Here is a 26,205-nt window from a genome sequence, read left to right as displayed (position 1 = left end):
TCAAGATGTCAATCATGGAAAGGCAAAAGCAATCTGTCTCAAGTATTCACGATCCTGAATACCACAGGATCGTTGATGCCCTCATTTCCTTAAGAGAAAAAGCGAAACTCTCTCAGAAAGCAATTGCCCAGGAGATTGGTTTGACGCAGCCTGACGTGTCTAAAATAGAACGCCGGGAACGCCGGATCGATGTTCTGGAAGCATTACGTTGGGTTCGAGCTACAGGGACTGATCCTTCTGAATTTTTTGCCCAGTTTGCTAATTCAGAGAGTGAAACATGAGCCTTCCCAAACCAATCGTAGATCACAAAGTAGCCGAGCAACTTCTTCGGCAAGCGATCATGCTCGCCCAAGATGAGTCTAGCCAACTTCTGGCAACAGAGTGGGATGCTCAGATCAGAACGATTATTAAAGGAAAGCATCTGACTTTCAGATATATCCTTATAACTGCTCTTTTAGGAAAAGCAACCAATCCAAACATCAACGCTCTTGCGCTGCAAGCGGGTGCTGATATTGAAGGTGCTTATGATGCCCGAAGTTTATGTCATAAGGTTTTAGTACCACTTGAACGTCAAATGCTGAATCGGTCTTTGGGTGGTTCAAATGAGCCATTTCTCAACAAGCCCGCCCGCTTTCCAACGATATCCCCTTCAAATGCCGTAAGGGCTGGGAAAGATAGGGAACTTTTACTCATACTTCACAAAGTGCTGTCCGAGATAGAAACTTCTGAACAGGCTTTTGCTGGACTCTGTATAGCCGTGCGGTATGCAATTGAAAGACAAACGACTCGGAGTGAACTTTTTTCTGAGGTTTTAGCGTCCGCAGATTCCCACTTGAAAATTCTTGAATTTGTTGAAGCGTTTGTCACCAAATCAATAGAGGGACAAGTCGCCGCAATCTTGACAGGAACGATCCTCTCTTTGTACTTTGAGCAGTTCGAGTCCTTTGAGGTCATTGTTCATCCGGTCAATCAAAGTGGAGCTTCCTCTAATGAAGTAGCCGATATAGATATCAAGAAAAACGGTAAACTTTTTGTGGCTGTTGAGGTTAAAGACAAACAGTTTAGTGAGCAAGATATTGATCATGCTGCTTTTAAAGCTAGCCAATATGGCTTAAAGTCAATTACCTTCATCATGGGAACGAGGGCAACATATATAGGTTCATCTCTTGAACAAGTTTCCAGAACCGTTATGGTTACGCAAAACATCAATGTTATTTTTATAGATATTGTTTCTTTTATTAAATCAATAATTGCACTATGTCCAGAGCTTTCTTTTTCAAGATTTTTTGAGAAGCTTCAGGATTGTGCGACCAGTGTTCGGGTTAAGGATGAAGTTTTTGAACATATTAATCATGTCTTCCAAACTATACAAGCTCCGTTGAAGTAGCCATCTAATAAATCGTTGCGCCGGCATTGACACAATCGTAACCAATATTATTAACGAGTTTCATCGGTTATCGCCGCTCTGTCGAGCCGGTAAGCTACATCGTTGGGCTACTTCAGTGAGGGGTTGCCACAGCACGTTGCGCCTATCGAACCATTGCTCAACAGGGTGGCGAAGATTTTAAGTGTTAAGGGATCTCTCTACAATTGGAAATCGAAAAGGCTGCCGGCATAACCTCTAAGCGCAGTATTTCGTAATACAAAATAGCTAAATTTGAGCGATTTTTTTGGGCTGTAAACCATTGATTGGCGGGCCGTTCAGAACTTGGCCAGTAGGACTATACCGGCCTCCGTGGCAAGGACAATCCCAGCTTTTTTCCGTATTGTTCCAATGCACAATGCAGGTGGCGTGGCTGCACACCGGCGAAAGGGCATGAATCGTGCCGGCCTCATCCCGGTAAACGGCCAATTTCTCCCCGTTGACATCAACAATTTTGCCTTCATTCGGTCGCACTTCCGACAGCCGGCTGGCATCCGACTTGAACCGATCCGCTATTAAGTGCGTAGCCACATTCAAATTTTCTGTCATCAACCGAGAAGCACCGCCAGCCGGCACCCGATTGGGATCATAAACTTCGCGCCAGGGATTCGGTTTGCCTTGAACCAGATCCGCTAAAAGCATCGCTGCAACCGTCCCGAAAGTGATGCCATTGCCCGAATAGCCCGTGGCAATATACAGATGGGAGTGAACACCCGGTTTTCCAATAAACGGCAAACCGTCCACCGGCTCATATAATTGGGCTGACCATTTGCAATCAATTGAGCCTACCTCATAACGACCGCGCACGTACTCCTCTAAGCGCTGAAAACACGCCTCAGTATCCACATCTTGGCCGGTTTTGTGGTCTTCACCGCCAACCAGCAAAATTTGGCCGGCGCTGTCTGTGTGAGTGCGGGTGTAATGATAGGGTTCTGCCGTGTCCCAAAAGAGTCCCACAGGAATCGGAGAAGTCGGGCCAAAACGCTTCTCTACTAGCCGCACGCCCAGTACATAAGAGCGATAGGCGGCTATTTTAGTTGTCATTAACAACAAGTCTGGCAGGTGGAACAAGTCGTGGATCGGGGTATGGGTGGCGAGAATTACATTTTGAGCTTTGACGCTGCCCCGGTCGGTGTAAACTCGGCAAGGCACGTCATCGGTGATATCGGTAACGCGAGTCCGCTCAAAAATGTGACAGCCATCGCCCTCAATCGCCCCGGCAAGTGCGTGGAGATATTCCATCGGGTGGAACTGAGCTTGATTGGGAAATAAGATGCCGGCGTGGAGTGGGAAAGGCAGGGGAATATCTGTAGTTAAGGTGGCAGTCACACCCAGGCTATTTGCGGCTTGAACTTCTTGTTGGAGATATTCAATATCTTCCCGCGATTCAGTGTAAAGATAGCCCGGAACGCGCTGGAAGTGGCAGGCGATTTGCGCTTGTGCCACAACGTCGGCAATAAATTCAATGGCAGCGCGGCGAGATTGGGCAACTAAGCGGGTATTTTCTTTTCCGAAATTAGAAATTAGCGTTTGATAACCGGCATCCGGGACTTCGCTGAGGTGAGCAGTGGTTGCGCCGGTGGTGCCGTGGCCAATTTTAAACGCTTCAATAACGGCCACTTTTAAACCGGCACGTTTGAGCAGAAGCGCCGTTGTTAAGCCGGTGATGCCGGCACCCACAATCGTCACATCCACTGAAATATCTGCAATCAGTTGGGGAAAATGTGTGTCGGCACTCGTCTCGCGCCAAAATGATAGCGATTGGCTTGGTAAACTCATTTTATACAGTCTCCCACTAGAGCGTTTAGTTAATTACACAGGGGTGTGATTGAAAAAATGCCTCCACACCTTGCTCCACAAGAATTGAATTCCCACACCTTTGCCGGCTGGGGCGATCCCCTCTTTTGGCATAACCTATCCGCCGCCAGATCGACATCTGCAACTAGAGAGAGATGAATTTGGCTGTGAGCGAGCTTAGCGATTTAATTAGGAATATTAATCGTCAGTTTGAGCGATTTTGGAATCATGCCGATGTTTGTAACTTTATACACATTGAGTACGGAAATTTTCCGAACCTGCGATCCCCCTCTTCTTTTCTCTGCCTCGTCTTCACGCGATCCCCAGCCATTCCCCTGACTTTACTTGCGCTTGGTTGGTTGATATGATTTTGGCTTTACCAGGGCTGCAAATTGCTGGACTTCATTCTAAAGCGTCACTTTCATTCACCAATTCGCTAGGAGCGCATTAATGCACTTACTGTGTAAATCTTCCTTAGTTTCTGTTAGCGCTGCTGTTGTTGTATTGGTTGCTGGCTGCGGCAATAACAAAGTAGCCGAATGCAATACACTGATTGAGGCTATCAATAAAGGGCACGGTCTGGTAACAAACTTTAAAGGCAATGATGCGGCGGCTGCAAATAAGCTGGCAGCGGATCTCGATAAAATCACCAAAGAACTGGAAACTGTCAAGTTAAAAGACGAAAAACTCAAAGGATTTCAAACCCGTTTTTCCCAAATTTATCAGGATCTCGGCAAGGCATTTCGCACCACTGGTAAAGCTTTGGGGACGGCTAGCGCCGCGCAGCCCACCCAAGCCGGCGTGCAACAAGTGCAAAAAGCTAAATCAGAAGTAGAAGCCGCCGGCAAAGCCGCAGAACAAGCCGCTCAAAAAGCAGATGTGCTAGCAACTGAAATCAACAGCTACTGCGGCGGCAAGAGCAATTAGTGATGGATATCCAAATTTAAAATGTAGCGACCGAGCTGCACTTTTTCTGCCCATAGCTCGTATTCTAAACGAACGTGTTCTGGTAAAGGTTTACCGATTAATGTCAAGTTTCGGGTGAAGTTACGCAGACGCATTTGGCTATTGGCTCCTAACGAGTCGCTTTGGAGCCAGTAGCGACTGATTCCATACATCTCGCGTTCCCAGAGATGCCGGTAACTAAATTGACCATTGCCCTGCATGGTCATAATGACTCGATAAGGTGAGATTTCTAACCACAACAAGCGCGAAGTTCTTGCCGGCAAAGTGGCAACCTCTGGCGCTACAGTGACAGGATCTCGATCAGAAATAACGGGTTCGCTTAACAGTAAATGAAACCGCTCGCGATCTTTTTGATAGAGTGTGGCGGCTGTTTCCACCACAGACCAAAAAGGCAAGTCTGTGGACACCACCGATAGGCAGACGGGTTTGCGATGATGCGTCAGCATAGCAGGTGAAGAGTTGTGAGGAATGAGTTGTGAGGTTTGATTTTAGCAATTAGCAGTCGGCGATTGGGGACGCTGCCATGCCGTGTCCCTAGGGCTGACGGCTGAGGGCTGAGGGCTGCCGGCTAACAACTAATAACAGAGAAGCCCCAGTTGGGCTAAGAAAACGGTAGGATTACTAGCGCCGTCCTTCATCAGTCTATCCCAATGGCAACCTCTATCGTGATTGTGGAAACCCCCGAATCCCAACAGTTGCTTATTCAAAAAGCGAACGCCAGTTTATCCCTGCAAGGTAGTATCCGGGTGCCGGGGGATAAGTCCATCTCTCACCGCGCTTTAATGTTAGGTGCAATCGCGCAAGGAGAAACGACCGTAGAGGGGCTGCTTTTGGGAGAAGATCCCCGCAGTACAGCGAGTTGCTTTCGGGCTTTAGGCGCAGAGATTTCTGAACTCAATACTGAGCGGGTGCGGGTGCAAGGTGCCGGCATTGGCCAGTTAATTGAACCGGCCAATATACTCGATGCCGGCAATTCTGGCACGACAATTCGCTTAATGTTGGGCTTATTAGCCGGCCAACCCGGTCAATTTTTTAGCGTCACGGGTGATGCTTCTTTGCGATCTCGTCCGATGTCTCGCGTGGTTAAACCGCTGCGCCAGATGGGTGCCCAAATTTGGGGACGCCAAGATGGCAACCTCGCGCCCTTGGCCATCCAAGGCCAGCATTTACGACCGATTCACTACCACTCGCCGATTGCTTCAGCTCAGGTTAAATCTTGTATTTTACTCGCCGGCTTAATGACAGAGGGCGAAACAACGGTGACAGAACCGGCCCTCTCGCGCGATCATAGCGAGCGAATGCTGCGAGCATTTGGGGCACAGCTGAGCATCGATCCCGAAACCCACAGCGTTACAATCACCGGGCCGGCTCAACTGCATGGCCAACCTGTGATTGTGCCGGGAGATATCAGTTCCGCGGCGTTTTGGCTGGTTGCCGGCTCGATTGTTCCAGATTCAGATTTAGTGATCGAAAATGTTGGCGTCAACCCAACGCGCACCGGCATTCTCGAAGCATTGGCAATGATGGAGGCGGATATTGAGTTGCAAAATCAGCGGGAAGTTGCCGGTGAGCCGGTAGCCGATCTGCGGGTGCGTCACCGGCAGCTCAAAGCCTGTGAAATTGGCGGCGATCTGATTCCGCGTTTAATTGATGAAATTCCGATTCTGGCGGTAGCAGCGGCATTTGCTCAGGGCACAACGGTGATTCGAGATGCGGCGGAGTTGCGCGTCAAAGAAAGTGATCGGCTGGCCGTGATGGCCCATCAGCTCAACCGGCTTGGTGCTCGCGTCACAGAATTGCCCGACGGTTTGGAAATTACCGGCGGCACACCCCTCACCGGCGCAGAGGTTGACAGCCATGATGATCACCGGGTGGCGATGAGTTTGGCAATTGCCGGTCTGAATGCTGCCGGTACTACAACCATCAATCGCGCTGAAGCGGCTGCCATCTCCTACCCAAATTTCACCGCGACGCTACAGCAGATATGTCGTGAGGGGTAGGAACTGTAGGGGCTACAACGTCCCTTGATTGTGGTGAATTAGCATAATAAAAGCCTAATGCTCTTTATCCCTAGACGTGAGACTGTTGATCGCTTAAAGTCTAAGGAATACTGAGGCGCACCTCAGCGACAGTCTCTAGTCTGAATTGTAAGGTTATTAGCTAAGTGAGTGTTTGCGATGAGCAATTTACCTCCTTCCGATCCCCGGTCTCCGCGAGATAATCCTCTAGGGTTTGATGAGCTAATTGCGATTGTTGTGACTTTTTCCACCATTGGCACCATTCTCTTGGTGTCCTTGATGCGAGACGATCCCAAGTTTTTTGAGCAATTTCCGATTCCGTCTTCTTCTCCACCTGGGCAGTTGCCAGTCGATCCAACAACGGAGACGCAAGAGGGTCCACAACCGGCTCCACAATCGGCTCAGCGTCAGTCTAACTTGTCTGAATCACCGGCTCCTAAGTCTAGTGCAGTGCCGGCAACGCCCGTACCGGCAGCCGTCGTTGCAATTCCCACTCCCCAGAAGTTGGCCCCAACTGCAACCCCGAAGCCGACGGCAAAACCTGAAAAGACTACTTCGCCGTCGAGTTCTCTGCCGATTAAAACACTGCCGGTGATCGCTTCTGTTGAGTCGGACAGATTTCGGGATGTTCCAAAAACCTTTTGGGCGCGTCCTTTTGTCAACTCCATCGCTCAGCGTGGCATTGTCTCCGGCTTTGTCGATAATACCTATCGCCCCACGAAGTGGGTGACGCGGGCTGAATTCGCTGCCATTGTCTCCAAAACATTCCAACCTAAATCAACTCGCCCTGCCGTTAAATATACGGATGTGCCCTCTAATCACTGGGCGGCAGCAAAGATTGATCAAGCGACGCGCAGCGGGTTTTTGAGTGGGAACCCGCCCCTTCTGAAGCCCTACCAACCGATGACGCGTGTAGACGTGTTGGTTTCTTTGGCGAATGGCTTGGGGCTAAAGCCGAAATCTGACCCTGCTAAAATTTTGAAGGTTTATCAGGACGCAGATAAAATTCCCAAAAATGTGCGAGGACAGGTAGCGGCGGCTACAGAACTGGGCCTTGTGTTCAGGCATCCCAATGGCAAGCTTCTCAATCCCACCCAAAATGCCAGCCGTGCTGATGTTGCGGATGTGATTTATAAAGCCTTGGTAATCGACGGGCAGGCGGAAAAGAAACCGTCTCAAAAGCCGGCTAAGAAGTGAAGTCTTGGCCACTCTAGGCGAACTCGCTAGCGTAAATAAACAACTTTTATCTTTGGGTTTCTGCTGGCTGATAGCTTATTGCTTAGCTGGGAATACTAAAGAAAAGTTTGAATTTATGCAATTGGTTTTCCTGACAGATGTGGCGACAGCTAAAAAATTTCTTTGTCAGTGTCAGCGCCTATACTGACCTAGGTCCAGATCTTCAATTTAGGCGGCAGGTCAATGCAGCCTTGCGCCCTCGTCCTGCCCTGACGTTGGATGAGTGGTTTGAGTTTTTTTGGCGAACTTATGGCGTTTCTAAGCCAGTGGTTGCCTTTGTTTACACTCATCTAGAAAAATACTCTGGGGTAAAAATGTCCAGGGTACAACCGAAGGATCATTTAGAGCGAGACTTACAGATCACGCTTGTGTGTTGCTTTGACTGGCATCTGACTTTGTGTGACGATTTTTTATCGTGTTTTGGGGTGGATATCAGCGAGGAATTTGAGATATATAACCTGACGACAATAGAAGAGTTTGTCGAGTTTCTCAATGCTCAAGTCCTTGCTGTCCAGCCGGCTTAGAGGACTAGCCGGGACTCAGTTTGGCGCTGAACATTAGCTGCGATTTCCTCAGCCGCAATCAAAAGAACGGGAAGAAAGCGGCGGGGAGGAAGAGAAAAATTAATAGGCCGGCAATTCAAAAGAATCGCACAAAATAAAATTATTTAACTGAATTAAAAGTGTCAAATATCGTTTGATTGAAATACTTTTAACAAACTTTATTGCTGGGTTTTAAATTATATTTTATTCGTTTCAGAAATAAGCATTCACAAAAAAAGGTAAAAGGCAAAAGAATATTTTCTTCCCCCTTTTACCTTTTATCATTTCTTCGGGCTTCGGCTAGTTGCTACCGAGGACTTGATCTTTGAGGTTTTTTACCTCACTAGATAACTCTTGGCGATTTGCCGCACGCAGCAAGAAGCGGTTAACAAACCAAGCTGTGTAGCCAAGGCCAATTAACTCAAAGGTTGGTGCCAGCAACGGAATATCGTTAACAGCATCGAGCACAGCCAGGGTCACTTTGATTGTGACTAAAGTGGCGACGATTAAGCCAATGCTAAGAATCGGTCTTTGGTTGGCTGCAAAGAAGCCACCCACATAATTGGGCAGTTCAGAGATAATTTGGACAACTTGATCTCTAATTTGTTGCCACTGATCTCCCATTCCATTTCCATCTGAAGAGTTAACCGTTGCGAGGACACCGGCTTCTTCGACTTTTACCTCGATTCTGGGCAGGTCGGTGTCAGTTACTACGTCGGAGGTGTATTGTTGGTTTTCAGGATTCATAAGGATACCGTGGGAATAACAATGTAATCAGTGCTGGATGGTAGTAAACTCTTACCAGCAGTTGAACCGTAGCAGTGTGATTAAGACTGCCTATCCTGACGCTGTAGGAATACTCCCGCAGGGCGTCTACAAGAAGGATAGCTTTGTTAGGGTGGGAACTTAATCGGCTTTGAGTATAGTTTTTAACCCAAAGTCGGCTCAATTTACCCTGAACTGAGTCTCAAGCACATCTGTGCCAGTTGCACCGCTATAATGAGCCGAAGCAGCCGGTTCCGTCAAGATAAGTTGAGCCATAAGGGTAAAGTTTTCTCTGCTTAGGGTCTTAACCGATCTGTTGAAACCGCATTTGGGCAAGGACGCGCTGCTTCAAAGTCTGTGATGTTGGCGATGGTGGTGTCGGCGATATTCTTTAAGGCGTTTTCGGTGAAAAATGCTTGATGCCCAGTGATCAAAACGTTGGGGAATGTCAGCAAGCGTTGAAATACGTCGTCCTGAATGACCAGATTTGATAAATCTTCAAAGAACAAGTTGGCTTCTTGTTCGTAAACATCTAAGGCGAGGTAGCCGATTTTACCGGCTTTGAGACCTTCAATGGCGGCTTCGGTATCGATCAACGCCCCCCGGCTGGTGTTGACGATCATCACATCGGCTTTCATTTGGCTGATGGATTCGGCGTTGATCAGATGGTAAGTTTCTGGCATCAGCGGACAGTGGAGGGTGATGATATCAGAACCGGCAAACAATTCGGGCAGCGAAACATAGCGCATTCCGAGTTTTTCGCATTCTGGGTTGGGCGTCACATCATACCCCAGCAGCTTGGTGCCAAAGCCGTGCAGAATTCTGGCGACAATCTCGCCAATTTTGCCAGTGCCGGCGATGCCAACGGTTCGCCCGTGGAGATCGAAGCCTAATAAACCATCGAGGGAAAAGTTTCCTTCTCGCACACGGTTGTAGGCGCGGTGAATCTTGCGGTTGAGCGTTAGAATTAGCCCGACAGCGTGTTCAGCAACGGCATAGGGTGAGTAAGCTGGGACGCGCAACACGGTGATTCCGCACTCGTTAGCCGCCGCAAGATCCACGTTATTGAAGCCGGCACAGCGCAGGGCAATGAGACGAACTCCCCCTTTAGCGAGTTGTTTAATCGTTGGCGCGTCCAACTGGTCGTGAACGAAGACGCAAACTGATTGACACTCCCCGGCTAAAATGCTTGTTGTCAAATTTAAGCGCGGTTCAAAATAGACCAGCTCATGTCCGTGATCCACGTTGGCGGCTTCCAAAAACGTGCGATCATAGGATTTGGTGCTGAAAACAGCCACTTTCATCCGTTTTTTACCTACAACAAAACTGGCTAAATTGTATCCGAGCACGGATTAAATGACGTTGCTTTACATTTAATTCGCATAACCGCTTGACCGAATCCCCCCAAGGGAATATTTGGAGCCGGCACGTTGATTGACTTATTTGCCGGCCTATCCACAAAATTGCTCGCAATTAACGTCACACAGCCGACTAGAAAAACAATTTTGCACACTTTGAATGCTCGTACCGCACCCTTCGGAGACTTCTGGGAACAGGTTCGTGTAATAGTTAACACACTGTCTCAGGCTAATTAACACAGTTTTCTTGATAGCAACATCGTTCTTCAGAGTTGTTTGCTGTTTGAGCCTGAAGATAGAACCCGCTGTTATCAAGGTTCGTTAATATCAAAAGTGGAAGCGCATTTAGTTTTTGTTGCGTCAGTTAGAAAAGGTTGCAGGCAGCTTAACCATTGGGCTGTCGCCTTATAAGAATTTGCAGTTCAAAAATTTATCAATTATTTTGAAACGCTCACATTTAACAATTTCACAGAGATGGGCTTTGATTGAGATTATTCTAAATAACTGGTGTATTGAATTAACCTGCCAAGCTTTGCCCCAATGACTCAAGCAACAAACCCAATCCCCTTAGAGACTGCAAATCCTTTCCTCTCACTTAATTACGAACCGGCGATGGAATCGTTGGGTGAGGATTATTTTGATTTTGTGGAAGCGGCAGAGTTTCCTCAGCATATCCTGCGCTTTCGCAATAATGATGTGCTGGCGCAACTTGGTCTAGATCAGATCAATGTTACAAATCAGCATTTTATTGAGGCATTTGGCCAGTTTGAGACTGTGCGGCCTTTTATGGCTTTGCGTTACCACGGCTATCAGTTTGGTGAGTATAACCCGCAATTGGGTGATGGGCGGGGTTTTCTCTATGGTCAAGTGCGCGGTGTAAACGGAGAACTTTACGACTTTGGCACCAAAGGCAGTGGCAGAACGCCTTATTCTAGAACAGCGGATGGCCGGCTGACGCTGAAAGGGGGTGTGCGAGAGGTGTTGGCGGCTGAGATGTTGCAGCGGATGGGTGTGAAAACTTCGCGCTGTCTGTGTTTGATAGAAACCGGCGAACAACTGTGGCGGGGAGATGAACCGTCTCCGACTCGTTCATCGGTGATGGTGCGTTTTAGTCGGTCACATATTCGCTTTGGTACGTTTGAACGGCTGCAATATTTCAAGCGCAAAGATTTAATTGAGAAGCTTTTAAATCATGTAATTGAGTGCTATTATCCGGCGATTCATAACCATGCGGATGCCCAAGAAAGATACGCGCTGTTTTATGCAGAGTTAGTGCAGCGAGTCGCAGAATTGACGGCACAATGGATGGCAGCCGGTTTTTGTCATGCGGTGCTAAATACGGATAATATGTCAATCACCGGCGAAAGTTTTGACTATGGGCCGTATGCGTTTATTCCTACCTACAATCCGAATTTTACAGCGGCCTATTTCGATTATTACGGGCGCTACAGTTACGGCAATCAACCGGGTATCTGTCGTTTAAATTTAGAAATGCTTCAGCGTCCGTTAGAGGCGGTGCTTGAGCCAGTGGTAATGGAAGCCGGTTTGGCGAAGTTTGAGGAATATTATTATCAGAAATACCGGCAGTTGATGCTGAATAAGCTGGGATTTGCCGAGGTGCCGGTGGATCAGGCGGAGGAGTTATTTAAGTTAACGATTCAATTGCTGCGAGATACGCAAGTCGGATATCACGATTTCTTTATTGAATTGAAGAAACAGTTTTCTCCAAATTGGCGAGAAGATGCGAGTCTGATTTTTAACGAAGCTGAGCCGGCAGAGGTTTTAAATCCTTGGCGACAGCTTTACTATCATCTTTTGCAGCAAACTTCGGCAGCGGAATTGGCGGAAATGAAAGGCCGGCTACGGCAGCACAATCCTGAACAAGTGTTGCTCAGGCCAGAAATTGAAGCCGTTTGGGAACCGATTGCTGTTGAAGATAACTGGGAACCGTTTTATGCCTTGTTAAAGCGGATCAAGTCTCCCGATTAAAAATCGGTTACTCCAGAGATTTTGAAACACTTTCTATTTTTTATTGAAAGTCTTTCTATCTAAAAAATATCAAAATATTACAGAGGCGATTCAAGCAATTGTCTCTGTTTTTTCACTAAAAATTAAATAATTAATAAGTAGTCTAATTGTTAGACATTTTCATTCTTTTGTCAACATCCTCAGACATAATACTCCTGACAGATGACACAATAAGTTTTGCAAATTAAATTAAGATTAATCGTTGTTCTCCTGAGAAGTATATGCTCATCTCCTCAAAGCCACTGAAAGATGTCTTCCATTGCCCAGAAGAATCAAATTTTTACTCTTACTGTTTAGATACATTAGTTTTAAATCATTGCGCTCATCATCAAGTGATCCTTGAATTTGGAGCCGGCGATGGAACTCCGATTATTAATTCATTAATGAGAACTCACTTTGATGGAAAAATCCACGGATTTGAACTTAACCCTTTGGCTTATAAAACAGCTAAATCTAATATAGAAGAATATGAGCTTAGTGATAAATATATAATTCACAATACCTCTTTCTTCGATGCCTTGCGACCAAAAGCCGAGTATCTGATCTCAAATCCGCCCTATCTGCCGGCAATCGATGACAACATTTATCAACCTCTCTTACACGGCGGAACAGATGGCTCTAAAATTACCAGACGGCTTTTAACTCTAGGCTATGAAAATGTCTTAGTGATGCTGTCTAGTTATTCCAATCCGCAAGGTTTAATTGAATTTGCTAATTCTCAAGGCTACCGCACGGCTGATTTTACGGTTACCCCCCTTCCCTTCGGTTATTACAGCTCTGAATCTAAGGTGAAAAACACGATAGCCGAGTTGCGGGAAAAAGGTATGGCGTTTTATTCCAAGAACATTTACCTTTTAGCCGGCGTTTTGTTCACTAAAGGGTATAAATCCACCCCCGATTTATCCAGTGAATTCAGTCAGTTGATGACATCTTTATGAGCAAATGGTGGGTTAGAAAAGTAAAGGGACAGCGAGCAACTTAATATGACAGCAACCAGAAACCCGGCTTCAAGAAACCGGGTTTTTTGCAATCTTTATTTCTGTTCTGCTTCCCGCGCTGAACGCACAATTGCCCCACCGGCACGTTCACCCATCAACCGCTCTTGATCATATCCAAGTATGAGTTCCCAAGCATTTTCGGGATACTTTTCAGCCAGTGGCAAAGCGACATCATCCAGCATCCAACGTCCATGTCGTTCATCTTCTCGGATGTGGAGTTCCCAGTAACCCATTGCTGCCGCCGAAAGTTCCAAACGTTGCGCGGCTGCGAGATAATTTCTGTAGGCTGCCGGTCCGGCTACTTCAAAATAAGTTAGTCCACCGTTGTAGCGCAAGAAATGACGTTTGCAGTCGGTCAGCAAGAAGTTATGATTGGCGCAAGCGAGGACTTCCCAAGGCACCAAATCAAAGTAAGATTCTGGTTCGGTGTTCATCCCAAATTCCTCTAACATCTGGGCAAAATAGGTAGAGTGCTTGCGGGAAAGGCGACCGTTGCCGTACTCTTCAATCATTACCCGTGTGAGTGTTGACTGCACCTCATTCGCCGCACCCCCCAAGATAGCGCACATCCGGCTTCCTTCCACTAAGCCATCAAATGAGCCAATTGCTAACACCCGCCGGTAGCCGGCTTCACTCATTTGTTCGCGCAAATACCGGCTGTCTTCAGATAGGGCGGGATCGAGATCCGCATCGCCGCGATCTAATAATGCTTGTTTAACTTGTGCAACGTTTAATTGTTGAAGGGTTGCCACATCAAGTTGAGTGAGTTCCCACTCCTGCCAAGCGGCTTCTATTTGATCGCGCACGGTTCGCAAATACGCAGATCGCTCGTTAGTATAGCGCCGCAAATCATCATACCAAAATAGTTTGAGCCGGTTAATTCGATAAAGTACGCGCTGCAAAAAGCGGTGTGCCGAATTATCGCCAGCCGATTCTCCATAAGCCGCATTAATTGCCGTTGTGAGTGCATTTTCAAAGTTACTCACGATAGAGGGCTGTGCGGCTACTTTTTGATCTAGATTCTCCATTTCGAGCAGGTCTGTAAATTGCTGCTCTGCTTGATCGTAGTTAGTTGCTGTCAGTTGAATTGCTGGCATACTTCATATAGAGTGTATGTGAACTTTGTTTGATAGTAATGTTGTTTTAATAGCGCATTCCTCAGTCTGTGGGTGGAAATCAAGACTGTCAGAAGGGGGAAATAAAGAATACTATTAAGATGGATTTTTTGCAGGAGTTGAGTTTTTGGATTTAATAACTACAGATAAACCCAGATAACCGCAGATGGGGAGAATAGGCCGATAGTAGATGTCTGCCGGCAGGCAATTTTGTGCAAGAGGTTTGATCTTAAGAGACGCTAAAGCCGGTGTTCAACCTATTTTCAACTTTAGTAGGAATCTGAATCACAAACTCAACGCCTTCACCGGCAGCCGATTTGCAGTATAATTTTCCGTTGTGTTTTTCAACAATGATTTGATAGCTAATCGCCAAACCGAGTCCCGTGCCTTTGCCAACAGTTTTTGTGGTGAAGAAGGGATCAAATATTTTTTGCCGAATGTCTGCTGGAATGCCAGGGCCACTATTAATGATGCGAATTTCTACATGATTGGAGTCTAAAAGTTGTGTGTGAATCTCAATTTTACTCGGATCTTCTTTAATTTCTTCTAAAGAGCGATGCTGGTTGTGTTCATCGATTGCATCAATCGCATTAGTGAGTAAATTCATAAACACTTGATTGAGCTGGCCGGCATAGCAATCAATTAGGGGCAATTTTCCATAGTCTTTGATCACCAAAATTTCCGGATGTCCGGGCTTTTCTTTCAGTTGATTTTGTAAAATTAATAACGTATTTTCTAAACCCTCGTGAATGTCAACGGGTTTCATGTCCGATTCGTCCAAACGAGAAAAGTTTCTTAAAGATAAGACAATTTGACGAATTCGCTCTGCCCCCACTTTCATGGAAGACATAATTTTTTGAAAATCGTCTATCAAAAATTCTAGATCAATCTCTTCTATACGATTTTGAATTTCAGAAGCCGGCTTGGGGTAGTGCTGTTGATATAAATTCAACAAATCCAGCACCTCTTGTAAGTATTCATTCGCTGGGTTAATATTCCCATAAATAAAGTTAACAGGATTGTTGATTTCATGAGCAACCCCAGCCACCAATTGGCCAAGGCTCGACATTTTTTCGGTTTGAATTAATTGAGTTTGTGTTTGTTGCAACTCTTGCAGCGCTTGTTCTAACTCTTGAGCTTTTTCTCGATATTGACTTTCCGATTCTTGCAGCGCTGCCTGGACTTGCTTACGTTCTGTAATGTTCTCTACCATCCCTAAAGAATAACAAGCTGTGCCGTTTCGGTCGCGAATTAAGGTTACAGTTAAATTCCCCCAAACAATTTCTTGATTTGGCTTGAGGTAGCGTTGCTCAATTTTATAAGTGGCGATTTCGCCGGCCATCATCTGCTTGAATAAAGAAACATCTAGCTTGATGTCTTCCGGGTGTGTGACTTCCGCAAATGTTCGCATACTCAGTTCAGAGCCGGTATAACCCAACATCTCACACAGCACTTTATTCACTTGCAAGAATTGATAGGTCTCTAAACTCACAATTGCCATGCCAATCGGAGCATCTTCAAAGATGCTGCGGAAGCGCTCTTCAGCCTTTTGAATCTCATCAAATAATCGGGCATTTTCTAAAGCCGTGGCGATCTGTCCAGCTAAGGTGTTGAATGTTTCTAGATCCGTCTCACTGAAGCGATGGGGCTGACTGTCTTGAATGTCGAGCACTCCTAGAAACGTGCCACGAGTGATCAGCGGCACCGTCACCTCAGAACCGGCTCTAGATGATTTCAACCCGGCTTCTAAGGATGATGCGCTGCTGAAATCATCCACCCAAATTGCTTCCTGTGTGCGGGCGACAAGGGCGACGAGGCTATCATTTGCGTTGAGAGGAATGTTAGCACTTTCGTATTGCTCCCCCTTACCCGGCGGGATAGAATCAGCCCGTGCAATCAATTGATTTGTCGTTTGATCGAGCAAATAAATCCGCACATAATGTAAATCAAAGCGATTTTGCATCAGAGTAATCGCTTCACGCAATAGCCGTTCAGGTTCAAGAATTGAACGTGAAAGTTCACTGACTGCAACGGTAACGTGTTGACTGATTTCTAGTTCACGAGTGCGATCTTCTAAGCCTTTAAATAGTTTACTCACCTGCTCTGCCATTTTATTAAAACTAGCTGCAAGTATCCCAACTTCATCTTTAGATCGGATAAAAGTTCGAGCGCTGAGATCGCCGGCAGTGAATTGAGTGACGGTGCCGGTTAGATTAATCAAAGGTTTAGCAAAGAGTTCTCCGATTGTAATAGCAGCAATCACGACAACTCCACCAATAATTAAAGCTAACAACAGCGTATAACGGACTTGCTCTTGCACTGGCTCTAAAAAAGTCGCTTGAGATTCGACGAAAACGACAAACCACGGTTGCGTCTTTAACTTTGTGACTGCTGCGGCTTTCAAGTCATTATTGCTATGGCTTAAGAGTGTTGTAAAAAAAGGAGTTTTTGCAGCGTTTTCTAAACCTTGCTGAAAAGCCGGCAGGTTGGTTGATATATTTGCTGTTGAACCTTGGGGCAAGCGTCCCGCTGCTTGCAAGGCTTTTATTTTAGCCGGCGGTAGTGGTATGACCGATTTAAACATTACCTCTGGTGCGTAGCCTTGAGCTAAACGGATGTAGTTTTCGTCTAGCACGATTGCATAGGAATCAAGTTGTCCTATGATGTCAGTATTTTGACTAACCAATCGCTGAATCACCGCAGCATTATAACGGACACGCAGCACTCCAATCGTCTCCCCAAACGCATTCCTCACCGGACTGCTGAAAAATAGACTTGGCAAATTAGTAGTTGGAGAATACCGAATAGGCGAGACGTAAGGTAAGCCGCTTTTGAATGGTTCCTGAAAGTAATCTGCCTTAGATTTATCTAAACCGATATCCGGTGTGTATGTATCTAAAACATCTCGCCCCTGGCGATCAAGCAGCGCGTAGGACGAAATATTCAAGGTATCTTTACGACTTAGGGAGCGTAAAACAGCCTCAACTTCTTCAGTCATGTTTTGTCTCTGGCTGTCTGGCAGACTTAAATATTTGGCTAGGGTTGGTAACTGCGCCTCAACCCGCACAGCATCCAGATTAGAACTGATAAAAGCATCAAGACTCAAAGCAGTTTGGGAAGCTGCTGCTAAGAGCGTTTGATTAGCATTATTTGTTAGCGCCTTTTCTGTGGTTCGCAAATTTAATAATGAGAGCAGCAGTAAAGGAAAAACCGCGACACCTAAAAACGAAAAGATCAGCTTACTACGGAGGGAAGAAATTTTAAATGGTTTCATGATTAGCTTAACTTATTGAAATTGCCGGATAAAAGATGGATATTTTACTGATTTCGCCTATCCGAATAAATAAATAAACATAAAATGGGGTGCCGACTTGAATATTGCCCTTTTGCGTGGAGCCTTAAAATTTCCGGTTATAGAGGGCGTTCCCTGAGAAGCGGTGATAAGCGAAATGCTGAACAAAGATAGAGGCACAAAGCAGATAAAGTGAGATTTCATCGGGAAGGGCCAATATTTGAACTGATACAGGAGCCTTTGCATTTAAATTCTCAGATTTAAATGGGTTGGGATTGGTCAAATTCATAAAAATTAAGATAAAAATTCTCTGACAAGCTAAAGTTATTCTCTCAATCAGAGATTCAATTAACTATTGTAGCTGCTGTACAAAAGAGGGATCAATTATTTTTTGAATATCCGGTACGGTGCTTAGCCCACCAGTGCGAGTGTAAAAATCGGCGTACAATTGGGCTGTATAGTACAATGACTCTGTGGTAGATCCTGGAGTTAGCGCCGCGAGATTGTTTTTCAAATCCTGTAACTCAATCCCCTCGGTTGAAACTTCCTCTGGTTTGATATTGAGCGTTTTTGCAACCAGGGTTTTGCTTTCCTCTGGATTTGTCTTCCAGTAGTCTTGGGCTTGAAACCAGGCTCGGATAAATGCTCGCACATCATCTGGACGATCTCGTAACACATTGCTGCGAAATACAACGACATCTGAAATCAAACCAGGTGTTTGCTTGCTGGTGAATAGCACTTTTGCTCCGGATTGGACTGCTTGAAACACATAGGGTTCCCAGGTTTGACCAGCTTGAATGCTCCCGTTTTTTAAGTTTTCTACGATAGTTTCGGCTTCTAGATTGACCAGTGTTACATCGTTGGGAGTTAGACCATTTCTTTCCAACATTTTGATGACAAACAATTCTCCAAAGTTGCCTAATTTAGCGCCAATTCGCTTGCCCTTCAAGTCAGCCACGCTTTGAGTATTTGACTGAGCCACGATAGCATCAGCGCCCGTAGAGCGATCAGTAATTAAAACAATCTGTGAGCCAGAAATTTCCTCAATACTGCTCATGAAGCTACCAAGTGTTATTGCCATCCCATCATATTTGCCGGCACTAAAATCAGCCAACGGTGCTTGATGATTTTCTGAATAAACGAGTTTTACTTTAACCCCTTGTTCAGTGAAAAACCCTTTTTCTTGAGCAATTACTAGCGGAAAATACCCTGGCCACAAACTGTAAGCGACTGTTAGGAGCGGTGGCTCAGATTTGGAGGTGACAGAGGTTCTTCCATTGCAGGCAGTGATCAGGACAATACTGAGCAAGAACAGACACACAAAGCGGAGAAATCGAGATTTCATAGTGAACTGCTATTTTTTAAGAAAAGTTGGGTGATGTATTTCGCAGTTGATATGAGAGCCTGCCCAAGCGGGAATCAGCTATTTTAACTGCTGCACAAAAGAGGGATCGATGAGTTTTTGAATGTCAGGTGCAGCGGTCAGTCCTCCTGTACGAATGTAGTAGTCGGCGTATAATTTTGCTGTATAGTAGATGGATTCTGTTGTTGTGCCTACAGCCATCGCTTTTAAGTTGTCTTGCCGGCTAAATAAGTCGAGTCCATCGAGTGAAACTTCCTCTGGCTTTATATTAAATTTATTGGCAATCAAGGCGTTGCTTTCTTTTGGATTGGCTTGCCAATAATCTATGGCTTGAAACCACGCTCGAATAAATGCTTGTATATCATACCGGCGATTGATTAAGATATTATTGTGAAACACAATGACACTTGGAACTAAACCGGGAGTGTCTTTCGTTGAAAACAGCACTTTTGCGCCGGCTTTCACTGCTTCAGATATATAAGGGTTCCAGGTTAGGCCGGCTTGAATGTCACCATCCTGCAAGCGTGCTGGAATCGCTTCCGCTTCCGTATTAACCAAAGTAATGTCCTCGGTGGTTAAACCATTTCTCTCTAGCATTGTGATGACCAACAATTCCCCAAAATCACCTAATTTAGCGCCGATCCGTTTGCCCTTCAAGTCTGCTACGCTTTGAATATCGGGCTGCCCAAGCACAGCGTCACCACCCGCCGATTGATCAGTTACTAAAACAACCCGCGCATCTGGAGTTTTCCCAATAATACTCATTAGGCTTCCCACAGCTATACCGACCCCATCATATTTGCCGGCGCTGAAGTCAGATAAAGACGTTATATAGTTTTCTTCATGCACAGCTTCGACTTTCACTCCCTGTTGGGTAAAAAACCCTTTTTCTTGGGCAATGATCATCGGAAAAAATCCGGGCCATTGGTTATAAGTAACTTGTAGGGGCGCTGACTCCCGACGAGAAGTCACGGTTTTTGGGCCATTGCAAGCTGTGAAGAGGAGAAGACTTAACAAAAAAAGAAACACAAAACGGATAAATCTAAATTTCATGCTGAACTACTGTTTTTAAATAAAAGTCGGGTGATGTTTTTCGCAGTGGATATAAGAACCGGTCAAAGAGAAAATCAGCTATTTTAACTGCTGCACAAAAGAGGGATCGATGAGTTTTTGAATATCGGGCGCAGCGGTCAGTCCTCCTGTACGAATGTAGTAGTCGGCGTATAATTTTGCCGTATAGTAGAGAGACTCTGTCGTTGTGCCTGGAGTCATCGCTTTTAAGGCGTCTTGCTGGCTAAACAAGTCGAGTCCATTGAGTGAAACTTCTTCAGGTTTGATATTAAATTTTTGGGCAATCAAAGCGTTGCCTTCTTCTGGATTAGCTTTCCAGTAATCTACGGCTTGGAACCACGCTCGAGTAAAGGCTTGTACGTCATTCGGGCGATTGATTAAGATATTATTGTGAAACACCATAACACCGGGAATTAAACCAGGTGTTTCCTTTGTGGAGAACAGCACCTTTGCGCCGGCTTTCACTGCTTCAGATATATAAGGGTCCCAGGTTTGGCCGGCTTGAATGTCACCCCCTTGCAAGCGTGCTGGAATCGTTTCCGCTTCCGTATTAACCAAAGTAACGTCATCGGTGGTTAAACCATTTCTCTCTAGCATTGTGATGACCAACAATTCCCCAAAATCACCTATTTTGGTGCCGATCCGTTTGCCCTTCAAGTCAGCTACGTTTTGAATATCGGGCTGCCCAAGCACAGCGTCACCACCAGCCGATTGATCGGTTACTAAAACAACCCGCGCATCTGGAGTTTTCCCAATAATACTCATCAGGCTTCCCACAGATATCGTGACTCCATCATATTTGCCGGCGCTGAAGTCAGATAAAGACGCTATATAGTTTTCTACATAGACAGGTTCGACTTTCACTCCCTGTTGGGTAAAAAACCCTTTTTCTTGGGCAATGATCATCGGAAAAAATCCGGACCATTGGATATAAGCAACTCGTAGGGGCGGTGAATTTCGATGGGAAGTCACGGTTTTTGTGCCATTGCAAGCTGTGACGAGTAGAAGACTCAGCAAGAAAAGACAAACAAAGCGGAAAAATCGGTATTTCATATTAATCGGCTGATTTTGTGACTGAATTGCGTGATAATTTCTCGGATTTACACTTGACAAGAATCTCAATATGTGTAAATTTAGAAAACTTAACTGAGTTAGAATTCAAGTTAGCCGCTCGTTTGGATGTTTTGCTTTCGCTACCAGAGAAGTTGAACAATAGTAATGCTACCTCTGTAAGAATTCCCGATTTTTTCACGAATTTAACAAAGGTATTTTCGGAAAAAAGTCAAGATCGTAAGGTTGTGTAAACAAAACTAAAGTTTTTTGCCGTAACTGAGGAAAATTTGTTGTTTAGCGCTTTAAATATTAAATAAGTTAGACCCATCTTGCATTTTGTTGCTTAAGCCGACCCAATGTCCAAGCCGGCACAACAAGCAAGATAGACCTAAAATAAGCGCTTGAAATAACTGCGATGCGCTCCTGTTAAATTGCTATAGTGTCATGAAAAACCGAAAGCAGCTCAGCAGACGGCAAAAATTCCGGCATAAGTTTGGCTTCACCAGCTTGTGCATTGTGCTCGGCTTCCTGTTCGTGTTAGGTTTCAAGCTTCTATTGGGGATGCCGGCATTCACGCAAACCCCCCAACAAGTCAAGGTTACAGTGTTGCTGAATGCCCTGGAAGCCTCGCAGTGGAATACATTGCTGATGAAGGACTTTAAGGCGCAAAACCCAGATATTCAGCTAGAAATTATTGAAGGGCCAAACGCGAGTAATTTAATTGAAGACCTTTACACGTCCGCTTTTCTATTAGGAGATTCGCCCTACGATTTGGTTTACATGGACATCGTTTGGGTGCAAAAATTTGCCGCTGCCGGCTGGTTGAGGGATTTATCTGACCGAATTTCGGATAAAGAATTAACGAATTTTATAGCCGGTGACGTGAATGGCGGGCGATATGAAGGCGGGTTGTATCGAATGCCTTTCCGTTCTGATGCCGGGATGCTTTACTACCGCACAGACTTACTTAAACAGGGGGGATATAAGCCGCCAGAAACCTTTAACGAGTTGCTTGAAATTGGCAAAGCATTGAAAAAACCAGGAGAAAATCGCTGGGGGTATCTCTGGCAGGGGCGACAATATGAAGGACTCGCCGCGATGTTTGTAGAGGTGCTCGAAGGTGCCGGTGGCTTTTGGGTGAACCCGGAAAATGGCAATGTCGGACTCGATCAACCGGCAGCAGTAGAGGCTGTGAAGTTTCTACAGAACACCATAAAAACTGGCGTTTCTCCAGGTGGCGTTACGACTTATGGAGAAGAAGAAACCCGCCAGTTATTTCAAAGTGGAAATGGGGTCTTTTTACGCAACTGGCCTTATGTCTGGTCACTGGCAGAAGATTCTGCGATTGCCGGTAAATATAACATCAAGCCAATGGTTCACGCACCTGGTAAAAACAGCGGCGCTTGCCAGGGCGGCTGGGGTATGGGAATTGCCAAAACCTCAAAGCATCCAGACGAAGCTTGGCGAGTTATTCAGTTTTTCAATCGGCCTGAAATTCAGCGTAAATTTATCCTGGGAACCGGCTATGTTCCTAGTCGGCGGTCGCTGTTCACCGATCCACAAATTGTTGCGAAATACAGCCACTATCCGCAGCTGCTAAAAGTTACGGAAAAATCAGTTTTACGTCCACCTATCGCCCAATATTCCCAAGCATCCGATATTTTACAGCGCTATCTAAGCGCAGCGTTAACAAATCGAATGACTCCAGAACGGGCAATGAAAGCCGCAGCAAATGAGACGCGCCGGCTTTTATCTGCTCAAAGCTAAAAATAGGCTCATAAAAAATAAAAAAACATCACATCTCCCTATTGCAACCATAGTTAATTTATCTGTGGTTAAAAAAAGACATTTGCCAAAAAGTAACCAATTTTAATAATGAAACAAGACACAATACAACAACGAGAACAACTAACCGGCTGGATATTAGTCGCGCCGGCATTACTCCTCCTACTTTTTGTATTCGCTTACCCAATCGGGAGAGCATTCTGGTTAAGCTTTTTCGCCCAAAACCTGGGTACAAAATTAGAACCCGTATTTGCCGGTTTTGCTAATTACGGGCGGATGGCTGGAGATGGCCGGTTTTGGCAAAGTCTTTGGAATACAACAGTCTTTACCGTTTCCACTGTTTTCTTGGAATTGATTTTGGGAATGGGTGTCGCCTTAGTGCTTAATCAATCGTTTCGCGGACGCGCTGCGGTGCGAACCATTGCGATTTTGCCGTGGGCGCTGCCAACAGCAATTATGGCTTTAGCTTGGACGTGGATTTTTAACGCTCAATATGGGGTTTGGAACGATATTTTGCTCAGGTTGGGATTGATTAAAGAGGGCATTAATTGGTTAGGAGATCCGACGCTGGCAATGATGGCGGTGATCGCAGCAGATGTGTGGAAAACGACACCGTTTATTAGTATTTTATTACTAGCCGGTTTGCAATCGATTTCTTCTGATCTTTATGAAGCTCATGCAATTGATGGGGCGAATCCTTGGCAGAGTTTTCGACAAATTACTTTACCTTTGCTAATGCCGCAAGTTTTGATTGCGATGTTATTTCGATTCGCGCAGGCATTTGGCATCTTTGATTTGATAGCTGTAATGACCGGCGGCGGGCCTGCCGGTGCGACGGAAGTTGTGTCACTCTACATTTATGCGACGGTGATGCGATATTTGGATTTTGGTTATGGGGCGGCTTTGGTTGTTGTGACGTTTTTATTGTTGGTGACGGCAGTGGCAATTGCTAGTTTTGTATTGTCAAGGTTACGGGCTAAGGCTGCTGGGGTTAGTTGATTTTAATGTATTGAAGGAGGAGAATTTTTTAACCGCAGATCCACCCAGATTGCACGGGTGTATTTAGGGCGGTGGTTTAGAGATTTTATAGGATGTTTAAAGTTTTATCTTAGAGTAAAAGGAAGCAGCTATGGCACTTAATTCTTTGAGCAATGATTCACCAACTAGCAAAAGTAAGTTTTCTATCCAAAAAGTTATTCTTTGGGTGGCTATTGTGTTAATTGTAATTTTTACTTTAGCGCCTGTTTTGTGGCAACTACTAACTTCTATTAAAATCAATAAAGCAATTTCTACAATTCCAAATATTTACTTTCCTCGCCCTGATCAATACACGCTAAAACACTACATTGAGCTGTTTACTCGTCGTCCTTTTCTTAGCTATATTTTAAATAGCGCTTTTGTTTCTATCATTTCTACGGCGCTTTCTTTGACAATTGGCGCACCGGCAGCTTACGCTTTGGCAAGATTGAAAATTCCGGGTGAGAAAATTATTCTTGGCGGCATCCTAATTGTTACTCTATTTCCTTATATCTTACTATTTTTAGGATTGTTAGAAATTATTAAAGCAACGGGGTTGGCAAATAACTACCTCGCCTTGGTTATTCCCTACACGGCTATCAACTTGCCCTTAACTATTCTGGTTATGCGTAGTTTCTTTCAACAACTGCCGCGTGATTTAGAAGATGCTGCTAAGGTGGATGGTTATAATACTTGGCAAATGCTTACCCAAATTGTTTTACCGATGACGGTGCCGGCAATGGTAACAACTGGAATTTTAACTTTCATCTTTGCCTGGAATGAATTTCTCTTTGCGCTTACTTTCATCACCAGAGAAACGATGAAAACGATTCCCGTTGCTGCTTCCCAAATCGGAGGGTCAACTGTATTTGATATTCCCTACGGCCCACTAGCGGCTGCTACAATTCTTGGCACATTTCCCCTCATCTTGCTAGTCCTGTTCTTCCAACGCAAAATTGTGCAAGGATTAACAGCCGGCGCTGTTAAAGGGTAACTTTCAAGCTAAAGAATCCTGTAATTACGGCTCTTATTCATCAAAAAAATCATGTCAAAACTTGAAATCAAAAATCTCAATAAAACCTATACTCCTAAAGTTATCCCCGTCAAAGATATCAGCTTAACCGTAGATGACGATGAATTTCTCACCCTACTCGGCCCATCTGGATGCGGGAAATCAACGACACTACGATTAATTGCCGGCTTAGAACAACCTACACGAGGCAAAATCTCAATTGGCGAACGCGATGTCACTCATTTAAGTGCCGGTGATCGTAACATTGCAATGGTGTTTCAAAGTTACGCCCTCTACCCTCACATGACGGTTTATGAAAACATGGCATCCGGGTTAAAACTTCGTAAATTACCCCGTGTGGAAATCCATCAGCGCGTGGATGAAGTTGCTAAAAAACTAGGGCTGGAAGAATTGATGGATCGCAAGCCAGGGCAGATGTCTGGGGGACAGCGGCAGCGTGTTGCCCTCGGACGCGCTTTGGTTCGTAAACCGGATGTGTTTTTGCTGGATGAACCGTTGAGTAATTTGGATGCGCTGTTGCGAGAACGGGTTCGGGCTGATTTAAAACAACTTTTTGACGCGCAATCTGTGCCGGTGGTTTATGTAACGCATGACCAAACGGAAGCGATGACATTATCAACGAAAGTGGCGATACTTTCTAACGGTAATGTACAACAGTTAGATGCGCCGCAACGGATTTACTCACATCCAGCAAATCAATTTGTTGCCGGCTTTATTGGCAGTCCTCAAATGAATTTATTAACGCTAAATTGTCAGGGACGCGATGCAATGCTGGGCAATTTTAAAATTCCGCTGCCGGCACTTCCTACAGTTCCTCCACAAATTGTGCTGGGTATTCGTCCGGAAAATGTGTACTTAGCTGAACCGGCAGCAGAACAGACGATTCAAGGTCAGGTATTTTTGGTGGAAAATTTAGGGATGCACAATTTAATTAGTGTGCGCGTCACCGGCAACGCTGAACAAGCAGAACCCATGACGCTGCGTACTTTGTTGCCGGCAGATCAAAGGTGGAGTGGAGAAGTAATCTCACTAATGTTACCCCCACAGTCGATTCACTGGTTTGATGTACAAACCGGTGATCGCTTAGGATTTGAGCGTTAATCTCAGCAACAATTACAATTTGGTTGAAAACACAAAGGAAAGTTAAGTAACCTTTTCTGTTGCGATTCTTTGCATTGAAAAAAGGTTTTAATGTCTTAGCTTCTTTGCCTAGCGACTAAGGAAATTAAAGTTACAGCGCTTTTGAGAGATATGAGGTACACTCAAGGGAACATTAAAGGTATTGAGAATCATAATGAAACCGTACTCAGTAGATTTGCGAGAAAAAATAGTCAATGCTTACGAC

The 26,205-nt window shown here is 45.3% G+C and carries 21 protein-coding genes; 12 read left to right on the top strand and 9 right to left on the bottom strand.

Features of this window, described 5'->3' with window-relative positions; genetic code table 11:
• Positions 1 to 14: 14 nt before the first annotated feature.
• Both H6F56_RS19660 and H6F56_RS19655 read left to right on the top strand, forming a co-directional pair.
• Positions 15 to 281: a helix-turn-helix domain-containing protein gene (locus H6F56_RS19660; RefSeq protein WP_190671548.1), complete on the top strand. Its 267-nt coding sequence runs from the start codon at positions 15 to 17 to the stop codon at positions 279 to 281.
• On the top strand, positions 278 to 1,387 hold the full coding sequence (locus H6F56_RS19655) for a restriction endonuclease, SacI family (RefSeq protein ID WP_190671547.1): 1,110 nt from the start codon (positions 278 to 280) through the stop codon (positions 1,385 to 1,387). Before H6F56_RS19660 ends, H6F56_RS19655 begins: the two co-directional genes overlap by 4 nt.
• 264 nt (positions 1,388 to 1,651) lie before the next feature.
• Here the strand turns inward: H6F56_RS19655 and H6F56_RS19650 are convergent, their stop codons facing one another.
• Positions 1,652 to 3,202, bottom strand: a complete 1,551-nt coding sequence (locus tag H6F56_RS19650; RefSeq protein WP_190671545.1) for an FAD-dependent oxidoreductase — start codon at positions 3,200 to 3,202, stop codon at positions 1,652 to 1,654.
• Positions 3,203 to 3,670: 468 nt separating this feature from the next.
• Between H6F56_RS19650 and H6F56_RS19645 the strand changes: the two genes are divergently transcribed.
• The gene (locus tag H6F56_RS19645) at positions 3,671 to 4,147 is read left to right on the top strand and encodes a hypothetical protein (protein ID WP_190671543.1); all 477 of its coding nucleotides are present in this window, start codon (positions 3,671 to 3,673) and stop codon (positions 4,145 to 4,147) included.
• On the opposite strand, the gene H6F56_RS19640 is transcribed toward H6F56_RS19645, so the two are convergent.
• Positions 4,144 to 4,632 (bottom strand): hypothetical protein, encoded by a 489-nt coding sequence (locus tag H6F56_RS19640; protein WP_190671542.1) that lies wholly within the window; start codon positions 4,630 to 4,632, stop codon positions 4,144 to 4,146. The genes H6F56_RS19645 and H6F56_RS19640 overlap by 4 nt on opposite strands.
• Before the next feature lie 204 nt (positions 4,633 to 4,836).
• On the opposite strand from H6F56_RS19640, the gene aroA reads away from it, so the two are divergent.
• From aroA to H6F56_RS19625, 3 genes are all read left to right on the top strand, one after another.
• Positions 4,837 to 6,186 (top strand): 3-phosphoshikimate 1-carboxyvinyltransferase, encoded by a 1,350-nt coding sequence (gene aroA, locus H6F56_RS19635; RefSeq protein WP_190671540.1) that lies wholly within the window; start codon positions 4,837 to 4,839, stop codon positions 6,184 to 6,186.
• Positions 6,187 to 6,363: 177 nt separating this feature from the next.
• Positions 6,364 to 7,401 carry an S-layer homology domain-containing protein gene (locus tag H6F56_RS19630; RefSeq protein WP_190671538.1) on the top strand — a complete coding sequence of 346 codons (1,038 nt, stop codon included), beginning with the start codon at positions 6,364 to 6,366 and terminating at the stop codon, positions 7,399 to 7,401.
• 137 nt (positions 7,402 to 7,538) lie between these two features.
• Positions 7,539 to 7,964 (top strand): hypothetical protein, encoded by a 426-nt coding sequence (locus tag H6F56_RS19625; RefSeq protein WP_190671536.1) that lies wholly within the window; start codon positions 7,539 to 7,541, stop codon positions 7,962 to 7,964.
• 318 nt (positions 7,965 to 8,282) lie between these two features.
• Here the strand turns inward: H6F56_RS19625 and H6F56_RS19620 are convergent, their stop codons facing one another.
• Positions 8,283 to 8,729 carry a CAAD domain-containing protein gene (locus H6F56_RS19620; protein WP_190671534.1) on the bottom strand — a complete coding sequence of 149 codons (447 nt, stop codon included), beginning with the start codon at positions 8,727 to 8,729 and terminating at the stop codon, positions 8,283 to 8,285.
• 314 nt (positions 8,730 to 9,043) lie between these two features.
• Positions 9,044 to 10,051, bottom strand: a complete 1,008-nt coding sequence (locus H6F56_RS19615) for a 2-hydroxyacid dehydrogenase (protein WP_190671737.1) — start codon at positions 10,049 to 10,051, stop codon at positions 9,044 to 9,046.
• A gap of 594 nt (positions 10,052 to 10,645) precedes the next feature.
• Here H6F56_RS19615 and H6F56_RS19610 point away from each other — a divergent pair.
• Entirely contained in the window at positions 10,646 to 12,094 is a 1,449-nt protein-coding gene (locus H6F56_RS19610) for a protein adenylyltransferase SelO (RefSeq protein WP_190671532.1), read from the top strand.
• Between the two features lie 371 nt (positions 12,095 to 12,465).
• Entirely contained in the window at positions 12,466 to 13,071 is a 606-nt protein-coding gene (locus H6F56_RS19605) for an SAM-dependent methyltransferase (RefSeq protein ID WP_309236582.1), read from the top strand.
• Positions 13,072 to 13,166: 95 nt separating this feature from the next.
• On the opposite strand, the gene H6F56_RS19600 is transcribed toward H6F56_RS19605, so the two are convergent.
• From H6F56_RS19600 to H6F56_RS19580, 5 genes are all read right to left on the bottom strand, one after another.
• A complete protein-coding gene (locus tag H6F56_RS19600; protein WP_190671529.1) occupies positions 13,167 to 14,228 on the bottom strand; it encodes an iron-containing redox enzyme family protein in 1,062 nt (353 codons plus the stop codon).
• Between the two features lie 247 nt (positions 14,229 to 14,475).
• The gene (locus H6F56_RS19595) at positions 14,476 to 17,520 is read right to left on the bottom strand and encodes an ATP-binding protein (RefSeq protein ID WP_190671527.1); all 3,045 of its coding nucleotides are present in this window, start codon (positions 17,518 to 17,520) and stop codon (positions 14,476 to 14,478) included.
• Positions 17,521 to 17,890: 370 nt separating this feature from the next.
• Positions 17,891 to 18,883 carry an ABC transporter substrate-binding protein gene (locus tag H6F56_RS19590; RefSeq protein ID WP_190671525.1) on the bottom strand — a complete coding sequence of 331 codons (993 nt, stop codon included), beginning with the start codon at positions 18,881 to 18,883 and terminating at the stop codon, positions 17,891 to 17,893.
• Positions 18,884 to 18,961: 78 nt separating this feature from the next.
• Positions 18,962 to 19,873, bottom strand: a complete 912-nt coding sequence (locus H6F56_RS19585) for an ABC transporter substrate-binding protein (RefSeq protein WP_190671523.1) — start codon at positions 19,871 to 19,873, stop codon at positions 18,962 to 18,964.
• Positions 19,874 to 20,032: 159 nt separating this feature from the next.
• Positions 20,033 to 21,025: an ABC transporter substrate-binding protein gene (locus tag H6F56_RS19580; protein ID WP_190671521.1), complete on the bottom strand. Its 993-nt coding sequence runs from the start codon at positions 21,023 to 21,025 to the stop codon at positions 20,033 to 20,035.
• A 444-nt stretch (positions 21,026 to 21,469) separates the two neighbouring features.
• On the opposite strand from H6F56_RS19580, the gene H6F56_RS19575 reads away from it, so the two are divergent.
• The 4 genes from H6F56_RS19575 (at position 21,470) to H6F56_RS19560 (ending at position 25,961) form a co-directional block, all read left to right on the top strand.
• Entirely contained in the window at positions 21,470 to 22,792 is a 1,323-nt protein-coding gene (locus H6F56_RS19575; RefSeq protein WP_190671519.1) for an ABC transporter substrate-binding protein, read from the top strand.
• A gap of 108 nt (positions 22,793 to 22,900) precedes the next feature.
• Positions 22,901 to 23,809, top strand: coding sequence for a carbohydrate ABC transporter permease (locus tag H6F56_RS19570; RefSeq protein ID WP_190671517.1), 909 nt, complete (start codon positions 22,901 to 22,903; stop codon positions 23,807 to 23,809).
• A gap of 130 nt (positions 23,810 to 23,939) precedes the next feature.
• Positions 23,940 to 24,821 (top strand): carbohydrate ABC transporter permease, encoded by an 882-nt coding sequence (locus tag H6F56_RS19565; protein WP_190671515.1) that lies wholly within the window; start codon positions 23,940 to 23,942, stop codon positions 24,819 to 24,821.
• A 51-nt stretch (positions 24,822 to 24,872) separates the two neighbouring features.
• A complete protein-coding gene (locus tag H6F56_RS19560) occupies positions 24,873 to 25,961 on the top strand; it encodes an ABC transporter ATP-binding protein (protein WP_190671513.1) in 1,089 nt (362 codons plus the stop codon).
• Positions 25,962 to 26,205 lie beyond the last annotated feature (244 nt).

It is taken from the genome of Microcoleus sp. FACHB-672 (assembly GCF_014695725.1).
Taxonomy (GTDB): domain Bacteria; phylum Cyanobacteriota; class Cyanobacteriia; order Cyanobacteriales; family Oscillatoriaceae; genus FACHB-68.
This window is presented reverse-complemented; position numbering and strand designations above follow the sequence as displayed.

What these genes read in the sequence shown, in the direction of transcription:
- H6F56_RS19575 (WP_190671519.1), top strand. Translation starts at nt 21,470, where the DNA reads ATGAAAAACCGAAAGCAGCTCAGCAGACGGCAAAAATTCCGGCATAAG.
- H6F56_RS19565 (WP_190671515.1), top strand. Translation starts at nt 23,940, where the DNA reads ATGGCACTTAATTCTTTGAGCAATGATTCACCAACTAGCAAAAGTAAG.
- H6F56_RS19610 (WP_190671532.1), top strand. Translation starts at nt 10,646, where the DNA reads ATGACTCAAGCAACAAACCCAATCCCCTTAGAGACTGCAAATCCTTTC.
- H6F56_RS19660 (WP_190671548.1), top strand. Translation starts at nt 15, where the DNA reads ATGGAAAGGCAAAAGCAATCTGTCTCAAGTATTCACGATCCTGAATAC.
- H6F56_RS19625 (WP_190671536.1), top strand. Translation starts at nt 7,539, where the DNA reads ATGTGGCGACAGCTAAAAAATTTCTTTGTCAGTGTCAGCGCCTATACT.
- H6F56_RS19655 (WP_190671547.1), top strand. Translation starts at nt 278, where the DNA reads ATGAGCCTTCCCAAACCAATCGTAGATCACAAAGTAGCCGAGCAACTT.
- H6F56_RS19595 (WP_190671527.1), bottom strand. Translation starts at nt 17,520, where the DNA reads ATGAAACCATTTAAAATTTCTTCCCTCCGTAGTAAGCTGATCTTTTCG.
- H6F56_RS19560 (WP_190671513.1), top strand. Translation starts at nt 24,873, where the DNA reads ATGTCAAAACTTGAAATCAAAAATCTCAATAAAACCTATACTCCTAAA.
- H6F56_RS19590 (WP_190671525.1), bottom strand. Translation starts at nt 18,883, where the DNA reads ATGAAATCTCGATTTCTCCGCTTTGTGTGTCTGTTCTTGCTCAGTATT.
- H6F56_RS19600 (WP_190671529.1), bottom strand. Translation starts at nt 14,228, where the DNA reads ATGCCAGCAATTCAACTGACAGCAACTAACTACGATCAAGCAGAGCAG.
- H6F56_RS19620 (WP_190671534.1), bottom strand. Translation starts at nt 8,729, where the DNA reads ATGAATCCTGAAAACCAACAATACACCTCCGACGTAGTAACTGACACC.
- H6F56_RS19650 (WP_190671545.1), bottom strand. Translation starts at nt 3,202, where the DNA reads ATGAGTTTACCAAGCCAATCGCTATCATTTTGGCGCGAGACGAGTGCC.
- H6F56_RS19570 (WP_190671517.1), top strand. Translation starts at nt 22,901, where the DNA reads ATGAAACAAGACACAATACAACAACGAGAACAACTAACCGGCTGGATA.
- H6F56_RS19640 (WP_190671542.1), bottom strand. Translation starts at nt 4,632, where the DNA reads ATGCTGACGCATCATCGCAAACCCGTCTGCCTATCGGTGGTGTCCACA.
- H6F56_RS19630 (WP_190671538.1), top strand. Translation starts at nt 6,364, where the DNA reads ATGAGCAATTTACCTCCTTCCGATCCCCGGTCTCCGCGAGATAATCCT.
- H6F56_RS19645 (WP_190671543.1), top strand. Translation starts at nt 3,671, where the DNA reads ATGCACTTACTGTGTAAATCTTCCTTAGTTTCTGTTAGCGCTGCTGTT.
- H6F56_RS19580 (WP_190671521.1), bottom strand. Translation starts at nt 21,025, where the DNA reads ATGAAATACCGATTTTTCCGCTTTGTTTGTCTTTTCTTGCTGAGTCTT.
- H6F56_RS19615 (WP_190671737.1), bottom strand. Translation starts at nt 10,051, where the DNA reads ATGAAAGTGGCTGTTTTCAGCACCAAATCCTATGATCGCACGTTTTTG.
- aroA (WP_190671540.1), top strand. Translation starts at nt 4,837, where the DNA reads ATGGCAACCTCTATCGTGATTGTGGAAACCCCCGAATCCCAACAGTTG.